This window comes from Rhodococcus sp. 05-2254-5, from assembly GCF_002258575.1.
In the GTDB taxonomy this organism is placed as follows: domain Bacteria; phylum Actinomycetota; class Actinomycetes; order Mycobacteriales; family Mycobacteriaceae; genus Rhodococcoides; species Rhodococcoides fascians.
On the sequence record NZ_NOZG01000002.1, the window covers coordinates 284,077 to 305,120 of the forward strand.

Here is a 21,044-nt window from a genome sequence, read left to right on the forward strand (position 1 = left end):
GAGCTGTTCAGTGATCGGCCGTGCTGCACTGACTGCAGGTGCCGAATATCTCGATGGTGTGGCTCACGTCGCTGAAGCCGTTGGACTCGGCGACACTCTGCGACCACTTCTCGACGGTGGGACCCTCGACCTCGACGGTGAATCCGCATGCTCGGCACACCAGGTGGTGATGATGGCCCGAGGAGCAACGCCGGTAGACCGACTCGCCGTTGTCGGTACGCAGGACGTCGACCGTTCCTGCGTCGGCAAGGGTCTGCAGTGTGCGGTACACGGTTGTCAGGCCGATCCCCTCACCGCGCTTGCGCAGCTCGTCGTGCAGATCCTGCGCGGACTTGAACTCCTCGATGGTGTCCAGCAGATCCGAGATCGCACTGCGTTGTTTGGTGGCGCGCACTCCGACCACGACGGGTCGTCTCGGAGTGGCGGTATCGGTCGTCTTCTCGGTCACAGGTTTCGGCCTTCCTCGGCGTGAGCCACGGCGTCGACGACGATGTGGGAGAGATGGTCGTCGACCAGTCGGTACAGGACCTCGCGGCCGTTACGTTCTCCGCGAACCACGCCGGCCGCCTTGAGAACCCGCAGATGCTGGCTGATCAACGGCTGTGTCACACCGAGGGCGACGACGAGTTCGTGAACGCAGCGCTCGGACTCTCGGAGCTGCAGGACGATCGCAATCCGAACCGGTGCGGCCAGTGCACGCAGGATGTCGCCGGCCGCGGCCAAAGTCTCCTTCGGCGGAAGCAACGCCGGGGGAGCGGCGGCGAACGGGTCGTCGTGCACCGGGCGTTCCGGATCCTGCAGATGCGCCGCCGTCTCCATGGACGAGTCGGTTCTGTGGGTGTGCACCGTGGACATGGCTGCGGCTCCTTCGGTCACCGGTCGGTTGTCGAAATCTCCCTGCACGGTCGACGTCATGAACTCAGGCTAGTGCAGTCATCGTTATTGCAAATCATATTCATTGTGATATGCACAGGTGCGCATGTCAATTTCGGTGCCCGACCGCTGTTCGGAATCGATGACCGAGCCAGATAGTCTGATCAGGGCGAAAACCGCCCACGTCACCTCTTACACGATGTAACCGAAGATGGAGAGCTCCGCCAGTGGCACCCAAGTCCAAGGTCGAAACCGTCGCCAACCTCGCCAAGCGCAGAGGTCTCGTCTACCCGTGCGGCGAAATCTACGGCGGTACGAAGTCGGCCTGGGACTACGGTCCGCTCGGCGTCGAGCTCAAGGAGAACATCAAGAAGCAGTGGTGGCGCAACATGGTCACCAGCCGCGACGACACCGTCGGGCTCGACTCGTCGGTGATTCTGCCGCGCCAGGTGTGGGAGGCCTCCGGCCACGTCGAGACGTTCTCCGATCCGCTCGTCGAGTCGCTGCACACCCACAAGCGCTACCGTGCCGATCACCTCATCGAGGCCTACGAGGAGAAGCACGGCCACCCGCCCGAGAACGGACTCGCCGATATCCGCGACCCGGAGACCGGTGAGCCCGGTTCGTGGACCGAGCCGCGCGCATTCTCCGGCCTGCTCAAGACCTTCCTCGGCCCGGTCGACAACGAAGAGGGGCTGCATTACCTTCGCCCCGAGACCGCCCAGGGCATCTTCGTCAACTTCGCCAACGTGCTGACGACCTCACGCAAGAAGCCGCCGTTCGGCATCGGCCAGATCGGCAAGAGCTTCCGCAACGAGATCACGCCGGGAAACTTCATCTTCCGCACTCGCGAGTTCGAGCAGATGGAGATGGAGTTCTTCGTCAAGCCCGGCGAGGACGACGAGTGGCATCAGTACTGGATCGACTACCGCATGAAGTGGTACACCGATCTCGGCATCGATCCGGAGAACCTGCGGCTGTACGAGCACGCCAAGGAAAAGCTGTCGCACTACTCCAAGCGCACCGTCGACATCGAGTACCGCTTCGGCTTCCAGGGCAGCGCCTGGGGTGAGCTCGAGGGCGTCGCGAACCGCACCGATTACGACCTGACGGTGCATTCGAAGGCGTCGGGCCAGGACCTGAGCTACTACGAGCAGGCCACCGACACCCGGTACACCCCGTACGTCATCGAGCCGGCCGCCGGCTTGACTCGGTCGCTGATGGCGTTCCTCGTCGACGCGTACACCGAGGACGAGGCACCCAACGCCAAGGGCGGCGTCGACAAGCGTGTCGTGCTCAAGCTCGATCGTCGTCTTGCCCCGGTGAAGGTCGCTGTGCTCCCGCTCTCGCGTAACGCAGACCTGACTCCGAAGGCGAAAGATCTTGCGCAGCAACTGCGTCAGTACTGGAACGTGGAATTCGACGATGCCGGAGCCATCGGCCGTCGCTACCGTCGTCAGGACGAGATCGGTACCCCGTTCTGCATCACCGTCGACTTCGACACCCTCGACGACCACGCCGTCACCATTCGTGAGCGCGACACGATGGCACAGGAGCGCGTGGCTCTCGATCAGGTCGAGGGTTACATCGCGTCCCGACTGATCGGCGCGTAGAGCTGTAGGCAATCGACAGGGCCCGATCTCTCGATGAGAGAGCGGGCCCTGTCGCATGTCTCGGTCGGATTCAGAAGCGGCCGCCGCCTCCGCCGAAGCCGCCGCCTCCGCCTCCACCGCCGCCGAAGCCCCCGCCACCACCGAAGCCGCCGCCGAATCCGCCTCCGCCACCGCGCAGCACGCTGTTGATCAGGATCCCGCCGAGTACGGCGCCTGCTACGTTGCCGCCGCTGCTACCGCCGCGTGGGCCGTGCCGATTTTCCCAGTTCTGTACATCGGATTGGGCGATCTGCGATGCGCGCGAAGCCAATTGACTGGCGGCATGCGCGTGCTTGAGAGCCTCGTCGGGATTTTCCGGTTCGAGCTGCCGAGCTGCACCGAGATGCCGTTCGGCTTCGGACAAACGCGTTCGAGCATCGGCACCCACTCCGCCGCGTCGGGTCGAGATGTAGTCCGCTGCAGCAGTGATCTGCGCCTGGGCAGCGGCAATATCGCGTTCCAGACGCGCCCGCAGCTGATCCTCGGCGGCCTTCTCCGCAGACGCTTCGTCGACGATCTTCTCGAGTTCGGAATCTGCTGCGGCAAGGGCGGTGTAACTACCGAGCGGATCGCTCGACTGTGCCGTCTCGGCGTTCTTCAATGCCGTCTGTGCCGCGGCCATCGCCGCCTGCAGTTCGGTACCGCCGTGTTCGGTCAGTCCGCGAGCCTGCTCGATGTCCCGGCGGACGTCCGCGATGGCGTCGGGCAGGGTGGCTATTGCGTGCCGTATGTCGTCGCGGGCGTGGTCGACTCCGTCGAGCAACGACTTCGCCTGATCGACGGCTCGTTCCGCGGTCCGAATCGCTGTGACGGCCGGGCCCTGCTTACCGGGCGGCAGTGCTGCGGCCTTGCGGCCGGCTTCGATGTTCTCCTCGGCCAGCGCAACTCGATCCTTGGCCATCGTGACGTTGTCGGCAATCGATTTCAATGCGGTCTCGGAGAATTCCGAATGCAGTTGAGCGAGTACGGCTTCGGACTGCGGAATGCGCACCGTCAAGCCGATGATGGCTTGGGTGAGCTCGTCGAGATGCGAACCGGCGTTCATGACGAGGTCGCGGAATCCGTCGAATTCCTCGACCCGAGAGTCGAGTTCGCGATCTGCCTGGCCGCACGAGGAGATGATTTCGACGAGCATCGCCCGTCGCTGATCGGGGGTTTCAGGAATGGCGTCGTCGAGCCGCTGACGGATCTCGAAGGCAGAGGCCAGAGCTTTCTTTGCGTTGTCGTACGCGGTGATGAAGGGAGCGGCTGCCGAATCGCCGAATTCGCCTCGGGCCAAGGTCAATTCCTCCTCGCTGGCTCGCACGGCGTTGTCGGTCTCGATCAGAATTTCCTTGGCGCGGGTGTCGAGAACGTCGATCGGGAATTGGGCCAATGCTGCCGGGTCGCTCGGGTCGATCTTCGCCACCGCTTCCACCTCGGCGGCCACTCGAGCCTTCTTGCGCCGTGAGGAGTAGACAACAGCTCCGCCGCCTGCGACGGCCAACACCCCGACACCGATCAGCAGCGGTGCCGACGACCCACCTCCACCGCTCGACGCATAGGCCTCGCCGAGAGCGCCGGCCGCCGCTATGGCCGCTCCCGACCAATCCTCTTCGCCCAGCGCAGGTTCGACGTCGTTGACACGAATGTCGTCCTGCTCCGCCGTGGTGATCTGTGAGAGCCCGGTGTTGACGCCGAGGTAGTACGACCGATCGACGGTCGCCACTGCGAGCAGGACGTCTCGCTGACCGAGATCGCTCCGTTCGTACGTCTGCCGTGCCCAGTCGGCCGCCGACATGTTGTCGAAATCCGCAACGTAGGTGACCCACAGCCTGAGCTGACTGCCGCCGTACAGGTCGTCGATGGACGTCTGTACCTCGGCCAGCGAGTCCGGATCGAGTGCCTGCACGTTGTCGGTGATCTGGGTGGCGAGGCGCGAGGGTGCCTCGGCGGAGGCGACGCCGGGGGCGAGGAGAACCGCAGCGAACAAGGTCAGAGCACCTGTTGCGGCGAGGCGACGGAATCGATGAACCGACCTACGGACTGTGGCGCTGGAATGCCGCCGGTGCTGGACTGCCATGCGCTGAAATCTACCGGCTCCAGGGTGTCCGAAACGAGCAGGTCGATCCATGACAGTTGTCATCGTGCAATCGTGACGCTCGGTCGAGGTGGTCGGGCTCGGATCGCAGCAGAGTAACTGTCATGACCACAACGAAGGCAGTCGAACTGCGAGGCGTCACGAAGACATACGGATCGGTCCGTGCGGTGGACGGAATCGACCTGTCCATCGAGCCGGGCGAGGTAGTCGCTTTTCTCGGACCGAACGGTGCCGGCAAGACCACGACCATCGACATGATGCTCGGCCTGGCCACACCCACCACCGGGACGGTATCGGTGTTCGGCGGAACTCCGGCCGACGCCATCGCCCAGGGGCGCATCTCGGCGGTGATGCAGACCGGCGGACTTCTTCGCGACCTGACCGTCCGCGAAACCGTCGAACTGACCGCGGCCCTGTTCGCCCGAACTCGGTCGGTGAAGGAAGTGCTGACTCGGGCCGGCATCGCCGACATCGGCGACAGGCGAGTGGCCAAGTGCTCCGGCGGCCAGCAACAGCGACTGCGATTCGCACTTGCACTGTTGCCCGACCCGGATCTGCTGGTGCTGGACGAGCCGACCACCGGCATGGACGTCGAGGGTCGTCGTGACTTCTGGAACGCCATTCGCCAGGACGCGAGTACCGGCCGAACAGTGCTGTTCGCAACGCACTACCTCGACGAGGCCGATGCCTACGCCGACCGAATCGTGTTGGTGCGGCACGGCAAGATCGTCGCCGACGGCAGCGCCGCCGAGGTCAAGAACCTCGCGGCGGGACGCACGGTCACCGCCACTCTGCCCGGTGTCGACCGGTCCACGTTGCTCGCTCTTCCCGGAGTCGACCGGGTCGAGACGCGCGGCGACCGGGTGATCGTGCACGGACGCGACTCCGACTGCGTTGCCCGCTACCTGCTCAACGATGCGCATGCGACCGATCTCGAAATCGTCTCGCGCAACCTCGAGGACGCCTTCCTCGCCCTGACCACCGATGCCGACACCGAACTCGCCGGGAGTATCCGATGACCACGACCTCGCCCCGCCCCACCGCTGCCAGAGCCGTTGCGTACGGCGGATTTTCGCCCACGTTCCTCGGACTCGAAATCCGTCGACTGTTCCGGAACAAGCGCACGTTGGTCTTCACGTTGGTCATGCCCCCGGTGTTCTTCGTGATCTTCGGTACGCAGTCGGACTACCGGACCAACTACCCTTTCGCGCACGGCAATGTCACGGGCTACATCGCCATCAGCATGGCCGTCTACGGAGCGATGCTGGCCACCACGAGTGGGGGAGCGATGGTCTCCGTCGAACGCGCTCAGGGCTGGAGCAGGCAGTTGCGACTGACTCCGCTCAAACCTGTCGCTTACATCGTCACCAAGATGCTCGTCGCCATGACGATGGGTGCTGCAGCGATCGTCGTGGTGTTCGTCGTCGCGGCATTCTTCGGAGCCGACATGCCGATCTGGGTGTGGGTCGCGTGCGGAGTGATCGCGTGGCTCGGATCTGCGGTGTTCGCCGCATTCGGGTTGTTCATGGGGTACCTGCTGCCCTCGGAGAACGTCATGCAGATCCTCGGACCGGTACTGGCCTTCCTCGCCCTGGCCGGCGGATTGTTCGTCCCGCTCGGTGACAGCGGCTGGTTCCCGATGCTGGCGAAGTTCACCCCGCTGTACGGTCTGGCGACTGTGGCCCGGGCTCCGTTCACCTCGGCCGACGCAGGCATCCTCGCCGTCGCAGTGGTCAACCTGGTGGTGTGGGCGGTGGTGTTCATCGCAGGAGCGGCGCTGCTGTTCCGGAAAGACACCAAGCGTGCCTGACGCGGAAACCACCGATCCTGTCGCCCACGGAGATACCGTGGGCGACATGACCACGTTCACCGCCGACCTCCCCGAGGGCAGGGTTTGGCGGTACGGCTGGATGTTCGGAGCCATCTGGCTGATATACCTGATCTATCCGTTGAACGAAATTCTGTCGTTGGAATTTGTGGCGGCACGGGTCCTCGGTATTGCCGCGATCGTCGGGTTCGGAGTCGTGTTCACGGCCACCTTCTGGCGCTTTCGCAACGGTCACCGCCGCGGACACCCGCTGCCGGTACGGCAGGCCTGGATTGCGCTCGCGGCAATGCTGGCCCTGACCGCGGCGATGAGCGCGCTGATCGGAACCACCGGATTCGGCGCAACGATCTACATCGCGGTGCTGGCGATGATGACGCTGCCGGTTCGGCAGGCGTGGACGTTGGTCGCGGTGATGGTGGTGGCCATCGAAGTGGCACCGCGGGTCATCCCGTCCTGGGAGCCCGACAACTTTTTCGCGTTTCAGTTGCTGATCAGCTCGGCCGCCGCGTGGGGTATCACCCAGGTCTTCCAGCGCAACCACGAATTGGCCGTGGCGCGGCAGCAATTGGCGGATCTGGCCATCGTCGCCGAACGTGAGCGGATGAGCCGAGACGTGCACGACATTCTCGGGCATTCCTTGACTGTCATCACTGTCAAGAGTGAACTGGCCGGCAGATTGCTCGAGATCGATGCTGCCCGAGCAGCTGTCGAGATCGCCGAGGTGGAAACCCTTGCAAGGCAAGCACTCGCCGATGTGCGCAGCACTGTCGGCGGCATGCGTCAAATCGACATCGGCACCGAACTGGCAAGCGCACGAACAGCTCTGGTGGCCGCCGCCATCGACGTCGAGCTGCCCGCGGATGCCGACGTCGTTCCACTGCGACACCGCGAATTGTTCGGCTGGGTCCTGCGCGAAGCGGTGACCAACGTGGTGCGACACTCCCACGCACGCCACTGCCGAGTGATGCTGACGCCCTCGAGCATTTCCATCGTCGACGACGGATGCGGGCCGGCCGAGGAACACTGTGGAGGAAACGGGCTCCGCGGGTTGGGTGAACGCGTGAGCGCTGCCGGTGGTTCACTGACGGTCGCCCGGGTTCCGACCGGCGGATTCAAGGTGGAGGTCTCGGCACCATGAGTATCAGGCTGTTGCTGGCCGACGACCAAGCGCTGGTGCGTGGTGCTCTCGCGGCATTGTTGGGGCTCGAACACGACCTCGACATCGTCGCCGAGGTGGGACGAGGCGACGAAGTGGTGGCGGCGGTTCTCGAACACCGACCCGACGTCGTGCTGCTCGACGTGGAAATGCCGGGCAAGAACGGCATCGACGTCACCGCCGAGCTGGCTGAGGTGGTACCGGAGTCGAGAGTGCTGATCGTCACGACGTTCGGCCGGCCCGGATATCTACGCCGTGCGATCGATGCCGGAGCCTCCGGATTCGTCGTCAAGGACACTCCAGCCAAACAGTTGGCCGATGCCGTGCGACGGGTCCACATGGGTCTGCGCGTCGTCGATCCCGCGCTCGCCACCGAGACGCTCACCGAGGGCGTCTCGCCGCTGACCGCCCGTGAGCAGGAAGTTCTTCGCGCAGCGTCGAAGGGTGGAACGGCCGGTGCCATCGCGGCGCAGGTGCACCTGTCGGAAGGTACAGTGCGCAACCATCTCTCTTCGGCGATCGGAAAAACCGGCACCAGCACCCGGGCCGAAGCGGTCCGAGTCGCCGAGGACCGCGGGTGGCTCTGACCTTCCGAGGCGCGCCGTGACCGCCGAAGATGCGCGGGCCTGGCAAACTCGAGGGGTGAATCCAACTCTCGACCGAGATTCGTACGGCGACCCGTACGACGACCGGTATGCCCCGGACCCCGGTCCCGAGCGGCTGGGCTTCTTCGGAACGCTCGGACGCTGGACGGGTCGGTTGGTCGCGGGAGTGATACTGATGGCCCTCGTTCTGGTGGCAGGCACCGCTGTGCGCGTGTGGCAGGTGGCTCGAATCGACGACCATACTGCGGCGGACGCCATCGTCGTACTCGGTGCTGCGCAGTACAGCGGTACGCCCTCGACGGTGTTCGAGGCACGCTTGGCGCAGGCCGCGTCGTTGTACGAGCAGGGCATCGCTCCCGAGATCGTCACCGTCGGCGGCAAGCAAGAAGGTGACCTGTTCACCGAGGCGGCGTCGGGTCGCAATTACCTGATAGATCAGGGCGTGCCTGCCGACGCGATCGTGGCCGTCGAAACCGGATCGGACACCCTCGAAAGCATCGAAGCCGTCAGTGCCACGCTACGAGATCAGGGCAAGACATCGGTGGTGCTGGTCAGCGATCCGTGGCACTCGCTGCGCACCCGAACCATGGCGCGCGACGCCGATCTCGATGCGTGGACGTCGCCCACCCGCACCGGGCCTGCCGTCTACACCCGCGAGTCGCAGGCGCACGGAATAGCCAGGGAGACAGGCGCGCTGCTGTGGTACCAGTTGACGCACTTCACCGCTGATTTCTCCTACACGGCAGGCCAGTAGATGACCGGCACATACTCCGAGCACGACGTCGAACGATTCGTTCCCGAACCGCCCAAGACCGCTGGGCTTCGATCCGGGGCGGACAACGCCTCGCATCGGAGTGCGTTCGCGCGAGATCGAGCGCGGGTCTTGCACTGTGCTGCCCTGCGTCGTCTGGCGGACAAGACCCAGGTGACCGGGCCCCGCGACGGTGACACCCCGCGCACCCGGTTGACGCATTCGCTCGAGGTCGCGCAGATCGGGCGCAGCATCGCGGAGGGGCTCGGCAGCGACCCCGATCTGGTCGATTTGGCGGGCTTGGCACACGACATCGGTCATCCTCCCTACGGACACAACGGCGAGCGAGCCCTCGACGAGGTGGCCCAGGACTGCGGCGGATTCGAGGGCAACGCGCAGAACCTGCGCATCCTGACCGGCCTCGAGCCCAAGATCCTCGACTCCGACGGCAACAGCGCGGGGCTCAACCTCACCCGCGCCGCCCTCGACGCCGCGATGAAGTATCCGTGGACCAGGCCCGCGCCGGGCGCGAAATTCGGTGCCTACGACGACGACTCGGCCATTCTCGGCTGGGTACGCGACGGTGCACCGGACAAGCACAAGTGCCTCGAAGCGCAGACCATGGATTGGTCCGACGACGTCGCCTACTCGGTGCACGACGTCGAGGACGGCGTCATCGACGCCAGAATCGACCTGCGTGCACTATCCGATCCGATCGAGCAGCGGGCACTGGCCGAACTCGGTGTCTCGGAGTTCCGCGGACTCGACGTCGACGAGTTGATCGAGGCGGCGAGCCGGCTGTCCAAGATGGACGTCGTCGTCGCGGTCGGCAGATACGACGGCACCCTCACCGCATCCGTGGCGCTCAAGCACATGACGAGCGAGCTGGTCGGGCGATTCGCCACGGCTGCCATCGACGGAACCCGCCAGAAGTACGGCACGGCAGCGTTGACGCGATACGACGCCGACCTCGTGGTGCCGTCGATCGTCGCGTCCGAAGTGGCTCTGCTCAAGACGATGGCACTGCGGTACGTCATGTCCGACGCCGGGCACAAGATTCGGCAGGAACGTCAACGTGACCGGATCCATCGCGTCGCCGAGTGGTTGATGCGCTCGGCGCCGGGCGAACTCGATCCCATCCTGGTGCCCGCGTGGCAACGCGCGAACAGCGACGCCGAACGGACTCGCGTCGTCGTGGATCAGATCGCGTCGTACACCGAGAGTCGACTCGAACTGGTGGACAAGCGGTCGCTCGGGGCTCAGGCCAGCTGGGGTTGATCGACGGGTGTCGGGCGTCTTGTTCGACGCTAGACTCCAGTCGTGGCCGGCCGAATTCCTGAACGTGACATTGCCGCCATTCGCGAACGCACACGGATCGAAGACATAGTCGGCGACTACGTCTCGCTCAAGCGCGCGGGCGGCGACTCCATGAAGGGGTTGTGCCCCTTCCACGACGAGAAGTCCCCGTCGTTCCATGTTCGGCCCAATCACGGCCACTATCACTGCTTCGGCTGCGGCGAAGGTGGTGATGCCTACTCCTTCCTCCAGAAGATCGAGCACATCTCGTTCGTCGAGGCCGTCGAGCAACTCGCCGATCGGCTGAACTACTCGATCTCCTACGAGGGCGGAGGGCCATCGGTCCAACGTGATCGAGGGACCCGCGCGCGCCTGATCGCCGCGAACGCGGCGGCTCAGGAGTTCTACGCCGGCCGGCTCAGCGGGCCCGATGCCCAGGCCGCACGGGACTACCTGACCGAACGCAACTTCGACGGCCACGCCGCGCTGGCCTACGGCTGTGGATACGCACCCGACGGCTGGGACACCCTCACCAAACACTTGCTGGGCAAGGGCTTCGAGGCCAAGGAGATAGTCGACGCCGGCCTGGCGACCCCGGGCAAACGCGGAACACCCATCGACCGTTTCCGGCGTCGGTTGGTGTGGCCGATTCGCAGTCAGAGCGGCGACGTCATCGGCTTCGGCGCACGCAAACTGTTCGACGACGACACGATGCCCGGGAAGTACATCAACACTCCGGAAACGATGCTGTACAAGAAGTCTCAGGTGTTGTTCGGGCTGGATCTCGCGCGCAAGGAGATCGCGAAGTCGCATCAGGCCGTCATCGTCGAGGGGTACACCGACGTGATGGCAATGCACCTGGCCGGCGTCAAGACCGCGGTGGCGTCCTGTGGCACCGCGTTCGGCGAAGACCACCTCGCGATGCTGCGCCGACTGATGATGGACGACAGCTACTTTCGCGGTGAGGTGATCTACACCTTCGACGGTGACGACGCCGGCCAGGCCGCGGCCATGAAGGCGTTCGAGGGGGATCAGAAGATCGCCGGGCAGACCTTCGTCGCCGTCGCACCCGACGGAATGGACCCGTGCGACCTGCGCCTGAAATCCGGTGACAACGCGGTTCGCGATCTCGTGGCCCGGCGAACCCCGATGTTTGCCTTCGTCGTCAAATCGCTGCTACGAGAGCATGATCTGGACACGCCCGAGGGGCGCGTCGAAGCGCTCAAGCGCACTGTTCCGGTGGTCGCGCGAATCAAGGACGCCTCACTGCGGGACGAGTACGCCAGACAGCTCGCCGGGTGGACCGGCTGGGACGACACTGCGATGGTGCTCGCCCGCGTGCGCGACGAGGCGAAGAAGGGTGCGCGAGGCGACACGAGCGGTAAACGCGTGCCCTTCGAGAAGCGTCAGGCAGCGCCGACGGAAGCCCCGGCCGGGCCGCCGCGTCCGAACCCCACCGATCCGACGCTGTGGCCGCAACGAGAGGCACTCAAAGCGGTGCTGCAGATGCCCGCGGTCGCCGGCACCGTCTTCGATTCGCTCCCGCCCGAGAGCTTTCACCATCCGGCGTACGCCGCGGTGCGTGATGCCGTGGCCGCGGCCGGCGGCACTGCCGCGGGCCTGGGCGGTGGGGAGTGGGTCGACGCGGTGGCCAAGCAGGCCAAGGACGCCGTGGTGGTGTCGTTGGTGACGGAGTTGGCCGTCGACCCGATGCGCGTGGCCGACGACGCTCTCACGCGCTACATCTCCGGTGTGCTCGCCCGGCTTCAAGAGGTGTGGGTGGGCCAACAGGTCGCCGAACTGAAGTCCAAGCTGCAGCGCATGTCGCCTGCGGAGAAGCCGGACGACTACAACGCCCTGTTCGGTGATCTCATCGCCCTCGAGCAGTACCGCCGCAGCCTGCTCGAACTCGCCGTGGGAAGCGTCGCCGAGGTCGGTTAGCGCCGCAGCTGATCGCGCGGGACGAAAACCTGGTCTTCGTCGTCGACCGGCTTCATCGGCTCGAGTCTCGGCTGCGTGTTCAGAGAGTCGGACAACTTCTGACGGCCGACCTCGATGGCCTTCTTGGTGGCCGGGCTCGACGCGACGGCGCTGGCCGTCTTGCGAATCTGCTCGTAGCGGCCCCGTCCGGCCTTGGCTCCCAGTACATATGCAGCTCCAGCCGCCAGTACCAAACGAATCATCAGTGGGTCCTTCCGTAGAGCGTGCGGCCGTTCTTCCATCTTGCCCGACGAACCTCGAGCAGGGCGATTCGGTACTCGGCGGACCCTCCTTCGGTGCTTGCGTGGGCCCGATTTGGTACTCACAAGGGGGTGTGCGCTATTGTTTCCAACGGCTCGCACGAGAGTGTGACGCCGCGAGGTAATCCCCCATAGCTCAATTGGCAGAGCATTCGACTGTTAATCGAAGGGTTCCTGGTTCGAGTCCAGGTGGGGGAGCGCAGTCCCCGTCCGGCTTGTCCGGACGGGGATTTTTGCTATCAGGGGTCGCTCGCCCGTGACGGGATTGGTCGGCGAGAACGTACCGCACATGTGGTACCGAGAGTCCCGGACAGCTATCAGATCGTGACCGAATCTTCTGTATATCGATCGAATGAATCAGGCCGACCGATGCCAGTTTTGTCGGTGTCTCGCGACATACTGTTCGTGTGGTCCGGGACGCTCGGAAGTGCTCGAAAAAAGCCGGATCGGTCGGGTTCTAAGGGGCATTGAAGTGAGTTTGAGTTACGCATCCACCGTTCCACGTCAGCTCGTGCATCGGCGCTCTCCGGCGGACGTGCTGTTGACCGACTACGAGACGGTCGACGGTACGCATCGTGCGGCGGTACAGCTGCCGACGTCGCATCGCATGTTCGTGCCGGTACGTCGCACCCACGATTCGTTGATGATCGCCGAGGCGCTACGGCAGGCGGTGAGCCTGTTCTGTCACGTCGAACACGACGTCCCGCTCGATCACGTGGTCTACATCGAGCACTTCCGGTTCGACATTCTCGACCTTCTGTCGGTCGACAACATCGACGATTCGCTTGTCGCCGAGTCGATCACGACCGACCGGACATTCGAGGACGAGTCGCTGGACAACCTGAAGCTGTCGGCTCGACTGCTCAACCGCGGTCAGGTCGTCGCCTCTGGAACGGCGTCCGTGCGTCCCATCGGACCGGACGTCTACTCCAAGGTCCGCAAGCCGACGATGGCCGACCCACACTTCCGGTACCTTCCCGCCGGAACCGAGGTGGTGGAACCGGCCGGAGTCGGCCGTCTCGACCCCTCCGATGTAGTACTGGCTCGTCATACGTCGGACGGGACGCTCGTGGTTGCTCCGGATCCGCGAAACCTGGCGATGTTCGATCATTCGGTGGAATACCTACCGGGCGTCACCATGCTCGAAGCCGCCCGTCAGGCGTTGCGTTTGGCCACCGGTTGCGTGGGACTGGATTTCACGTCCCTGGAGGTCAGGTTCTTGGGGTTCGCCGAATGGGCCAACCCGTGCACGGTCATCGTCGACAGCGACACGACCGACGGCATTCACCGCATTCAGTTCGAGCACGACGGGGTCGTGCTCTCGGCGATGTCCGTCACGGCGACACCCGAACCGTGGCTGCCGCTCAGCGATCGTTCCAGTCGATGAGCGGTGCGTCGGCGACCGCTCGAATCCGGGCCAGTCGCCGGCGAGGGGCGATCGACGGTAGCAACAGGTGCCACATCTCGGTCATCCGAAGCTGGAGGTCGGCGCGTCCGGTGAGCATCTCCGAGACGGTCTGAACTCCCGTGAACGATGCGACGATCATCCTGGCGAGTGCGGCCGTGTCCACGTCGTCGACGATGTCGCCTTCGGTCCGGGCGCGCTCGGTCAACTTCGCGATCATTCCGATCCAGTCGTCGAACGATTGCGCATTCGGATTCTGAGCCGTCGTCGATTCCAACGTCAACCGCATGCCGCCACGTGCGATGGGGTCGGTCTGCAGCTGACGCGCCAACTCCTTGGTGATCAGGATCAGGGCATCGATGGCCTTCGGTGTGCTTTCGATGATGGTGACGGTGGCAGCGGTGGCAAGAGCCATCTGTGCCTCGATCACGGCCTGCGCCAGATCTTCCTTCGACGAGAAGTGGAAGTACATCGCACCCTTGCTGACGCCGGCGTTGGCGATGATGGTGCTCAGACTGGCTGTGCCGTAGCCGAACTTGTCGAAGCTCGATGCGGCTCCCACGAGTACGGCCTGCCTGGTCGATTCTGCGCGCTCTTGCATCGGTAGACAATAGCTGGTACCCGCTTTCGCGGCACTCTCCGAGTCAAAAGACGGCAATTCAACGAAAATCGGTGTCGATGCCCAAGGGGCGAACCGTGCGCGCCTGCTCGAATGGTGATGGGGGATGACGGTGAGCGTGCAAGTTGATGGCACGCTCATCACATGGTCAACAAGAGCGCGGGCATTCTGCTGTTTCGGGTGAACGCCGACGTGGTGGAGGTTCTGATCGCCCATCCCGGCGGCCCGTTCTGGGCGCGGAAGGACGACGGTGCGTGGTCGATAGTGAAGGGGGAGTTCACCGAGGCCGAAGACCCGTGGACCGCGGCTCAGCGCGAGTTCCGAGAGGAAGTCGGCATCGAGGTGCCTGCGGGCAACCCCATCGAGCTCGGCACCGCCACACAGCGCGGCGGGAAGATCGTCACCGCGTTCGGGATCGAGTCCGACCTCGATGTCTCCACTGCGATGAGCAACACATTCGAGATCGAATGGCCGCCGAAATCCGGAAAGATGCAATCGTTTCCCGAGGTAGACCGCATCGAATGGTTTTCGGTGCCGCTGGCGAGGACAAAGCTACTGGCCGCGCAGCACCCATTTCTCGACGCGGTGGAGGCCTTTGTGGAGTTGCGCTAGTTTCGGCGTCGAATCCGGGGGTATCCGGCGGCCGGAAACGACGGCCGCGGATGCAGGGTGGGAAGTGGAACATGACACCGATGGAGACGACCGACGCCGACACGGCTCGCGTGGAAACGGCTCTGCTGGAAGGTCAGTGGGCAGGTCGAATCGTGGCCTCGGGGTTCGTGGCTCTGGCCACCGGCCTGTCCTGGATGTTCGCCGCGTCCGCAATGATCGGCTAGCAATACCAGACCGTTCGGTCGATACTGCTCAGCGACTACTACGAAGGGCAGTGCAGTGACCGACGGTATTGCGTCAGCGACCCCACCGGCGATCGAGGTACCCAAGCGCGCCTGGCAAGCCCTGGTGGTTCTGTTGCTCGGCATGTTCATGGCCCTGCTCGACACCACCATCGTCAACGTCGCATTGCCGACGATCAGCACGACGCTGGAGGCATCGGAATCCGTTCTGTCGTGGATCATCTCGGGCTACGCGCTCGCGTTCGGTCTCGCCCTGATTCCAGCGGGCAAGGTCGGGGATCGGATCGGGCACAAGTGGGTGTTCTTCACCGGTCTCGCTCTGTTCACGGTGGCCAGCTTTGCCTGCGGACTCGCTCAGGACGATCTGCAGTTGGTGGTTGCCCGAGTGGTTCAGGGTCTGGCAGGCGGAATGTTCGTGCCCGCTGTCACAGCGTTCATTCAACTGCTGTTTCCAGGCCCTGTGCGCGGCAAGGCATTTGCGATCATGGGTGCGGTCATCGGAGTGTCGACTGCGTTGGGGCCGATCGTCGGCGGGTTGATCATCCAGGCTTTCGGTGAGGAGAACGGCTGGCGGTTGGTCTTCTGGGTCAACCTGCCGATCGGCATCGTCGGTCTGATCGCGGCGGCGGTTCTGCTGCCGAAGAAGGATGAATCCGAGCCGACTGCAAGGCCGGGCATCGACTGGCTCGGGTTGGTGCTGATCTCCGCCGGCCTCATCGCGCTGCTCGTACCGCTGATCGAAGGCCAGGAGCTCGGGTGGCCGTTGTGGACCTACGTGACCATTGCTGCAGGCGTGGGCCTGATTGCAGTGTTCGGCTGGTGGGAGGTGATCCACAGCGGTCGTGGACACAATCCGCTCGTGCCGCCGCGACTGTTCACCCGACCGGCATTCACCGGCGGTGTGATTCTCGCGCTGGTGTACTTCGCAGCGTTCACCAGCATCTTCTTCACCATCTCGTTGTTGTGGCAGACCGGGCTCGGCAATACGGCCCTCTCGTCCGGGTTGGTCTCGATACCGTTCGCGATCGGCAGCATCATCGCGTCCTCGCAGAGCAACAAGCTCACGATCCGACTCGGCCGCACCGTACTGATCCTCGGCGCATCGCTGGTGTCGATCGGCTTGATCTGGCTGTGGATCATCTTGGCGACCAGTTCCGCCGACACCATCTCCCATTGGACTCTGCTGGTCCCGCTGTTCATCGCGGGCTTGGGCAACGGCGCGTTCATCGCTCCCAACGCGCAGTTCATCGTCGCAACCGTCGACCGCGACGACGCAGGGGCCGCGAGCGGCGTCATCTCGACGATGCAGCGCGTCGGCTCCGCAATCGGTATCGCAGTCATCGGTAGTGTGCTGTTCGGCTCACTCACCATCACCGGCCCCGATACCGTGGGATCCGGCTTCCTGCACGGTGCCGCAATGGCCATGGCCGTCAGTGCCGCGTTCAGCGTCGTTGCGTTGGCGTTGGTGTTCGCTCTACCGAAGAAGGTGCAGAGCGGTCACTGATCTCGGCTCGTTCAGCTCGACAGGCCCTTGCCGTGCCGCTGGACGACCGTCGATGCGAGATCGGCGATCTTGACGTTGAGATCCTGCGACGATTTGCGGAGCAGTGCGAACGCTTCTTCGTCGGATACTTTGTGCAGCGCCATGATGAGGCCGATCGCCTTGCCGATCTCACGGTTACTCTCGAGGCCGTCGCGCAAGGTCGATGCCTCTTGGCCGTTCAGCATCGCCCCTACCGTCACAGAAGTGAATGCAGTCAGGATGACGGCTTTGTCGGCGGTGTCGGCATCGAAGGCACCTGCGGTGTCGGTGAACAGGTTGAGAGCACCCACCTTCTGCTCGTCGACCTTGAGGCGGAACCCCATCGCTCCCCGGACCGGCGTGCGGTTCAGGACACCCCGAGCCATTGCGGGCCACTGGGTGGGGCTGCTGAAATCCGGCTCGAGTTGGACGGCCTCGGTGGTCAGCGCATCCAAGCACGGTCCCTGACCAGTGGCGCGTTCGATGTCGTCGACGACGCGTGCCACGTCATCCGAGGCCGCGACGGTGACGGCCTTTCCGTGGCGCAACAACATGAGACTCGCGTGATCGCAGTGAGGGACAACCATCGTCGCGGCGTTGCAGATAGCGGTGTAGACCTCTTCTGCGCTACTGCCGCGATACACGATGTCGGCCAGAGCGGCGAATACAGTTGCCGGGTCGGTCGACGGAGCGTCGAACTGTTCGTCGTCGGTCATTGCTTCTCCCGTCGTGTGGCGCATGCCGGGCAAACCGGTTGCGCAGCACATCAACCGTACCGCCCTGCGCCGGGGTCCCTGCACCAATGGGCTGGCAGTAGCCTCATGTCGTGAGCAATGCGCAGGAATCTACGGGGTTCGAGTACGGCCACGACGGCCCGAAGTCCATCGTGGTGGGCGTCGACGGCTCGGATTCGTCCTGGCGGGCCGCCGCATACGCCGGAGGACTGGCCCGTAGGCAACAATCGCTTCTGGTGCTGGTCTACGTGCAGCCCATCGCCACCGCGTCGTGGGGCCAGGCGGGGATCTCGATGGTGGAAACGGGCCGACAGATCGCCGACGAACTCCTCGACTACATCAGAACCTCGGTGGCCCGCTTCGGGGAGCGAGAGCAGGTTCGCTGGGAATTCCGCACTGCGCAGGGTGATCCTTATAACGGACTCGTCGCGGTTGCCGATGGACTCCGCACCGACGCCGTCGTGGTGGGGGCCTCCGAACGCGCCGGGCACCGATTGGCGGGATCTGTGGCAGTGCGACTGGTCAAGGCGGGCCGCTGGCCGGTCACAGTGGTGCCATGAAGGCTCGAATTCCAACCAGTCCGCGGTTTTCCCTGTAAAAATTGGCAGTCACCTCGTCGGATGCGAGGCGCATGTGGTGCGGTTCTCGGATTCGGGGAGTTCCATGGCGGTCTGTCGCGTCGTCAATTCGTCACTCGGGTGGGCACCCTCGCCGCGGCATGGGGAATCGCACCGCAGGTTCTGGGCCACGTCCTTGTCGCTCGGGCGCAGCCGGCGTCAGGAGAGACCGATGTCGGCGGAACGCTGGCGCAGACCATCCTGAGATCGTCGACCGGCCCCGGTCGGTACCGGGTGCTCGCTGCGGGGCCGGGGGAGCCCTACGTCCCTCGCCTCGACATCCTCGGGCGGGCACCCAGCGCGTCTCGGGTGCAGGCCAGACGCTCGTTGCTCTACTTGGGGCACCTGTCGGACTTGCATGTCATCGATGCGCAATCGCCCGGCCGGATCGAGCCCATGATCGTCTCCGACCATGCAGCGTGGGGCTCGGCCTTCCATCCGCAGGATCCGCTGACCGTGCACGTCACCGCCGCGATGGTGAAGGCATTTGCGGATGCGCGAATCAGTTCGGTCACCGGCGCTCCCATGGGAGCCGCGGTTGTCACCGGTGACAGCGCCGACATGCATTCTCATCTCGAACTTCGTTGGTACATAGACGTTCTCGACGGCGTCGCGGTCCGGCCTACGAGTGGCGCATCCGACGTCTTCGAGGGCGTGCAAGCGTGGCCCGAGGCGCAGTGGGCGTATCGGCCGGGCGATCCGTCGGGAGGGTCGTTCGGGGACTACGGATTTCCGACGCTTCCCGATCTGTTGACGCAGGCGATGTCGGGGACCGTCGAATCGGTGGGGCTACCCGTCCCGTGGTATTCCGTCTACGGCAATCACGACACGTTGTTGCTCGGCACGTTCGATCTCTCCTCTCAGCCGCATGCCCTCGCGGTCGGCGGACGCAAGGCGTACACACTCGAAGCGACGGCCACGTCGGCATTGGCCGGGTACGCATCGACGGGTAGTCCGCTGCAGAGGATGGTCGATGCGCTCGGGGTCGGATCCGGCGCCCGGCCCGGGTTTCGGGCAGTGTCGGCGGATCCGGCTCGGTATCTCTTCGAGCAGCGTGAGTTCATGCAAGAGCACTTCGAGACGACTCCCACCCCAGGGCCGATCGGGCACGGTTTCACCCAGCACAACCTCGACTCGGGTGAAACCTGGTGGGCGGCGGACCCGACTCCGAACGTTCGCACGTTCGGACTCGACACGTGCAACGCCGTCGCCGGCCCCGACGGGGCGGTGCCCGAGGACCAGTTCGACTGGCTCACTCAGCAATTGGAGAAGGCACAGGCCGAACGCAAGCTCGTCCTGATCTACACCCACCACAACAGCCTGACCCTGGAGAACCGTGCACAGCGGCCGGGACAGTCGGTGAAGCTGTACGGCGCAGACGAATTCATCGATCTGCTTCTGAAATATCCTGTGGTGATCGGTTGGCTCAACGGTCACACCCACCAGAATCAAATCGTGGCGCATTCGCGAGACGGACGAGGGTTCTGGGAGATCACCACCGCGTCGTGCATCGACTTTCCGCAGCAACAGCAGGTGGTGGAGATCGTCGACAACAGAGACGAGACATTGTCGCTGTTCACCACGGTGCTCGATCACGCGTCGCCGATCACGCCCGGAAACAGTGGCAGCTACCTGGACCTCGCCTCGCGTAGTCGTGAGTTGGCTGCGAACGACTGGGCCGAGAATCCGCTGATGCGACGAGGTTCGCGCCTCGACCGCAACACCGAACTCCTGCTGCCCGCGCCGTTCGACCTGAGCGCCATCACCGACGCCGCTCTGGAACAGCAACATCTCGACGAGCACGCCAGACTGATTGCGTACGAGACGAGGCAGGGGCGATGAACGGTGTTCGTAGGCAGCTCTTCACGGTGGTGATGGTGCTGGCCTGCGCGGGGTGCTCGCAGACCGCTGCGCTCGCCCCGGTCGGGGGAGCGGAACTCGGTAACCTCCGCTACGCGGTGAACGACGTGCTGTTCGAGCAAGGAATCGAGATCCTCGTTGCGCCCGTGTGCTCGGGCACCGGGGCGGACATCGAATGTGCCGGGACGACAACCGGTAACGAGACGATCACCGGTACGGCCACGTCCGACGATGCCAGTACCGTCGAAGTGAAGGTCGGCCTGACCGTTCTCTACTCGGGTTCGGTGCAGGACGTGCTCGATCGCAATTCGACGGTCGGTGCGCCGTGAAAGGGGTGCTGCTGCTCGCATCGGTGGCGACTGTCTCGGCTCTGATTCAGGCGCTGACCGTGGTGGGGGATCCGGCTCCGACGTCCTCCCTCGGATTCGCTGCGCTGGTCGTCGTTTCCGCCGCAACGGTGATGTGTGCGCTGTGGTTCACCGCCTCGACGGCACTCGATGTGGTGGACGGCAACGCGTCGGGTGCACTGAGCCGGACGTGGCGACGACCGCGGGTACTGGCGTGGTGCGTGGTGCTGACCGTGGCGGCCGTTGCGTTCGCAATTCTCTTCCCCCTGCTCCCGGCTATTGTCATAGTCATTGCGCTGCTGATACTTCCAGCGGCAGTGGACGGTTGCCGAAACCCTCTGCGCGCTGCACTACACACCGTGAAGCAATCCCCGTGGCGCTGTACCGCAGCGGCGGTCATCACGATCCTCGCCTACCTACTCGGCTGGGTGGTGGCACTCGTGCTGGGATTCTTCGTCACCGGCGTGGTGGCGGCATTCCTGACGTGGCTGTGGTTCGGGGCCAATGCTGCTGCACTGCTGGTGTATTGGTCGGCTTTGTATCGCAAGGTGGTAGGGATTTGATCCGCGTTCTCTTCCATGACGGGATGACTCGAACTGCGCGGG

At 64.4% G+C, this 21,044-nt stretch carries 22 protein-coding genes and 1 tRNA gene; 17 read left to right on the forward strand and 6 right to left on the reverse strand.

Going from position 1 to position 21,044, the window contains the following annotated elements; translation table 11 throughout:
* Nucleotides 1-7 precede the first annotated feature (7 nt).
* Complete coding sequence (locus tag CH278_RS02420; RefSeq protein WP_032368170.1) at nucleotides 8-448, reverse strand: Fur family transcriptional regulator; 441 nt, start codon at nucleotides 446-448, stop codon at nucleotides 8-10.
* Nucleotides 445-855 (reverse strand): ArsR/SmtB family transcription factor, encoded by a 411-nt coding sequence (locus tag CH278_RS02425; RefSeq protein ID WP_032368439.1) that lies wholly within the window; start codon nucleotides 853-855, stop codon nucleotides 445-447. The genes CH278_RS02420 and CH278_RS02425 overlap by 4 nt, the downstream gene beginning before the upstream one ends.
* A 245-nt stretch (nucleotides 856-1,100) precedes the next feature.
* Between CH278_RS02425 and CH278_RS02430 the strand changes: the two genes are divergently transcribed.
* Complete coding sequence (locus tag CH278_RS02430; protein WP_027497488.1) at nucleotides 1,101-2,486, forward strand: glycine--tRNA ligase; 1,386 nt, start codon at nucleotides 1,101-1,103, stop codon at nucleotides 2,484-2,486.
* Between the two features lie 70 nt (nucleotides 2,487-2,556).
* On the opposite strand, the gene CH278_RS28135 is transcribed toward CH278_RS02430, so the two are convergent.
* A complete protein-coding gene (locus CH278_RS28135) occupies nucleotides 2,557-4,587 on the reverse strand; it encodes a TPM domain-containing protein (RefSeq protein ID WP_306436684.1) in 2,031 nt (676 codons plus the stop codon).
* A 122-nt stretch (nucleotides 4,588-4,709) separates the two neighbouring features.
* On the opposite strand from CH278_RS28135, the gene CH278_RS02440 reads away from it, so the two are divergent.
* Genes CH278_RS02440 through dnaG form a run of 7 tightly spaced genes read left to right on the forward strand, consistent with a single transcriptional unit; the run spans nucleotide 4,710 to nucleotide 12,182 of the window.
* A complete protein-coding gene (locus CH278_RS02440) occupies nucleotides 4,710-5,624 on the forward strand; it encodes an ABC transporter ATP-binding protein (protein WP_027497486.1) in 915 nt (304 codons plus the stop codon).
* The gene (locus tag CH278_RS02445; protein WP_094621106.1) at nucleotides 5,621-6,415 is read left to right on the forward strand and encodes an ABC transporter permease; all 795 of its coding nucleotides are present in this window, start codon (nucleotides 5,621-5,623) and stop codon (nucleotides 6,413-6,415) included. Before CH278_RS02440 ends, CH278_RS02445 begins: the two co-directional genes overlap by 4 nt.
* Before the next feature lie 46 nt (nucleotides 6,416-6,461).
* Nucleotides 6,462-7,571 (forward strand): sensor histidine kinase, encoded by a 1,110-nt coding sequence (locus tag CH278_RS02450; RefSeq protein ID WP_032382908.1) that lies wholly within the window; start codon nucleotides 6,462-6,464, stop codon nucleotides 7,569-7,571.
* Nucleotides 7,568-8,176 (forward strand): response regulator transcription factor, encoded by a 609-nt coding sequence (locus CH278_RS02455; protein ID WP_094621107.1) that lies wholly within the window; start codon nucleotides 7,568-7,570, stop codon nucleotides 8,174-8,176. The genes CH278_RS02450 and CH278_RS02455 overlap by 4 nt, the downstream gene beginning before the upstream one ends.
* Before the next feature lie 55 nt (nucleotides 8,177-8,231).
* A complete protein-coding gene (locus tag CH278_RS02460; RefSeq protein WP_027497482.1) occupies nucleotides 8,232-8,948 on the forward strand; it encodes a YdcF family protein in 717 nt (238 codons plus the stop codon).
* Entirely contained in the window at nucleotides 8,949-10,223 is a 1,275-nt protein-coding gene (locus CH278_RS02465; RefSeq protein WP_027497481.1) for a deoxyguanosinetriphosphate triphosphohydrolase, read from the forward strand.
* A gap of 42 nt (nucleotides 10,224-10,265) precedes the next feature.
* Nucleotides 10,266-12,182, forward strand: a complete 1,917-nt coding sequence (gene dnaG / locus CH278_RS02470; RefSeq protein WP_027497480.1) for a DNA primase — start codon at nucleotides 10,266-10,268, stop codon at nucleotides 12,180-12,182.
* Here dnaG and CH278_RS02475 read toward each other — a convergent pair.
* Nucleotides 12,179-12,424, reverse strand: coding sequence for a hypothetical protein (locus CH278_RS02475; RefSeq protein WP_027497479.1), 246 nt, complete (start codon nucleotides 12,422-12,424; stop codon nucleotides 12,179-12,181). The genes dnaG and CH278_RS02475 overlap by 4 nt on opposite strands.
* A gap of 182 nt (nucleotides 12,425-12,606) precedes the next feature.
* Here CH278_RS02475 and CH278_RS02480 point away from each other — a divergent pair.
* Both CH278_RS02480 and CH278_RS02485 read left to right on the forward strand, forming a co-directional pair.
* Nucleotides 12,607-12,679: transfer RNA gene (locus CH278_RS02480), tRNA-Asn, on the forward strand.
* Nucleotides 12,680-12,953: 274 nt separating this feature from the next.
* The gene (locus tag CH278_RS02485) at nucleotides 12,954-13,868 is read left to right on the forward strand and encodes an AfsA-related hotdog domain-containing protein (RefSeq protein ID WP_167327870.1); all 915 of its coding nucleotides are present in this window, start codon (nucleotides 12,954-12,956) and stop codon (nucleotides 13,866-13,868) included.
* Here the strand turns inward: CH278_RS02485 and CH278_RS02490 are convergent.
* A complete protein-coding gene (locus CH278_RS02490; protein ID WP_027497477.1) occupies nucleotides 13,846-14,487 on the reverse strand; it encodes a ScbR family autoregulator-binding transcription factor in 642 nt (213 codons plus the stop codon). The genes CH278_RS02485 and CH278_RS02490 overlap by 23 nt on opposite strands.
* A 162-nt stretch (nucleotides 14,488-14,649) precedes the next feature.
* On the opposite strand from CH278_RS02490, the gene CH278_RS02495 reads away from it, so the two are divergent.
* The 3 genes from CH278_RS02495 (at nucleotide 14,650) to CH278_RS02500 (ending at nucleotide 16,863) form a co-directional block, all read left to right on the forward strand.
* Entirely contained in the window at nucleotides 14,650-15,117 is a 468-nt protein-coding gene (locus CH278_RS02495) for an NUDIX domain-containing protein (RefSeq protein ID WP_032399938.1), read from the forward strand.
* 71 nt (nucleotides 15,118-15,188) lie between these two features.
* Complete coding sequence (locus CH278_RS27330; RefSeq protein ID WP_155288446.1) at nucleotides 15,189-15,341, forward strand: hypothetical protein; 153 nt, start codon at nucleotides 15,189-15,191, stop codon at nucleotides 15,339-15,341.
* A gap of 55 nt (nucleotides 15,342-15,396) precedes the next feature.
* Complete coding sequence (locus CH278_RS02500) at nucleotides 15,397-16,863, forward strand: MFS transporter (protein ID WP_027497475.1); 1,467 nt, start codon at nucleotides 15,397-15,399, stop codon at nucleotides 16,861-16,863.
* A gap of 11 nt (nucleotides 16,864-16,874) precedes the next feature.
* Here CH278_RS02500 and CH278_RS02505 read toward each other — a convergent pair whose 3' ends face one another.
* Nucleotides 16,875-17,597 (reverse strand): GAF and ANTAR domain-containing protein, encoded by a 723-nt coding sequence (locus CH278_RS02505; RefSeq protein WP_027497474.1) that lies wholly within the window; start codon nucleotides 17,595-17,597, stop codon nucleotides 16,875-16,877.
* Between the two features lie 110 nt (nucleotides 17,598-17,707).
* Here CH278_RS02505 and CH278_RS02510 point away from each other — a divergent pair, with 110 nt between their 5' ends.
* The 4 genes from CH278_RS02510 to CH278_RS02525 are packed head-to-tail and all read left to right on the forward strand — an operon-like array spanning nucleotide 17,708 to nucleotide 21,002.
* Nucleotides 17,708-18,175: a universal stress protein gene (locus tag CH278_RS02510; RefSeq protein ID WP_027497473.1), complete on the forward strand. Its 468-nt coding sequence runs from the start codon at nucleotides 17,708-17,710 to the stop codon at nucleotides 18,173-18,175.
* Nucleotides 18,176-18,235: 60 nt separating this feature from the next.
* Nucleotides 18,236-20,074: a TIGR03767 family metallophosphoesterase gene (locus CH278_RS02515; protein ID WP_094621110.1), complete on the forward strand. Its 1,839-nt coding sequence runs from the start codon at nucleotides 18,236-18,238 to the stop codon at nucleotides 20,072-20,074.
* A complete protein-coding gene (locus CH278_RS27335; RefSeq protein WP_032390971.1) occupies nucleotides 20,071-20,421 on the forward strand; it encodes a hypothetical protein in 351 nt (116 codons plus the stop codon). The genes CH278_RS02515 and CH278_RS27335 overlap by 4 nt, the downstream gene beginning before the upstream one ends.
* Entirely contained in the window at nucleotides 20,418-21,002 is a 585-nt protein-coding gene (locus CH278_RS02525; protein WP_032390972.1) for an EI24 domain-containing protein, read from the forward strand. The genes CH278_RS27335 and CH278_RS02525 overlap by 4 nt, the downstream gene beginning before the upstream one ends.
* Nucleotides 21,003-21,044 lie beyond the last annotated feature (42 nt).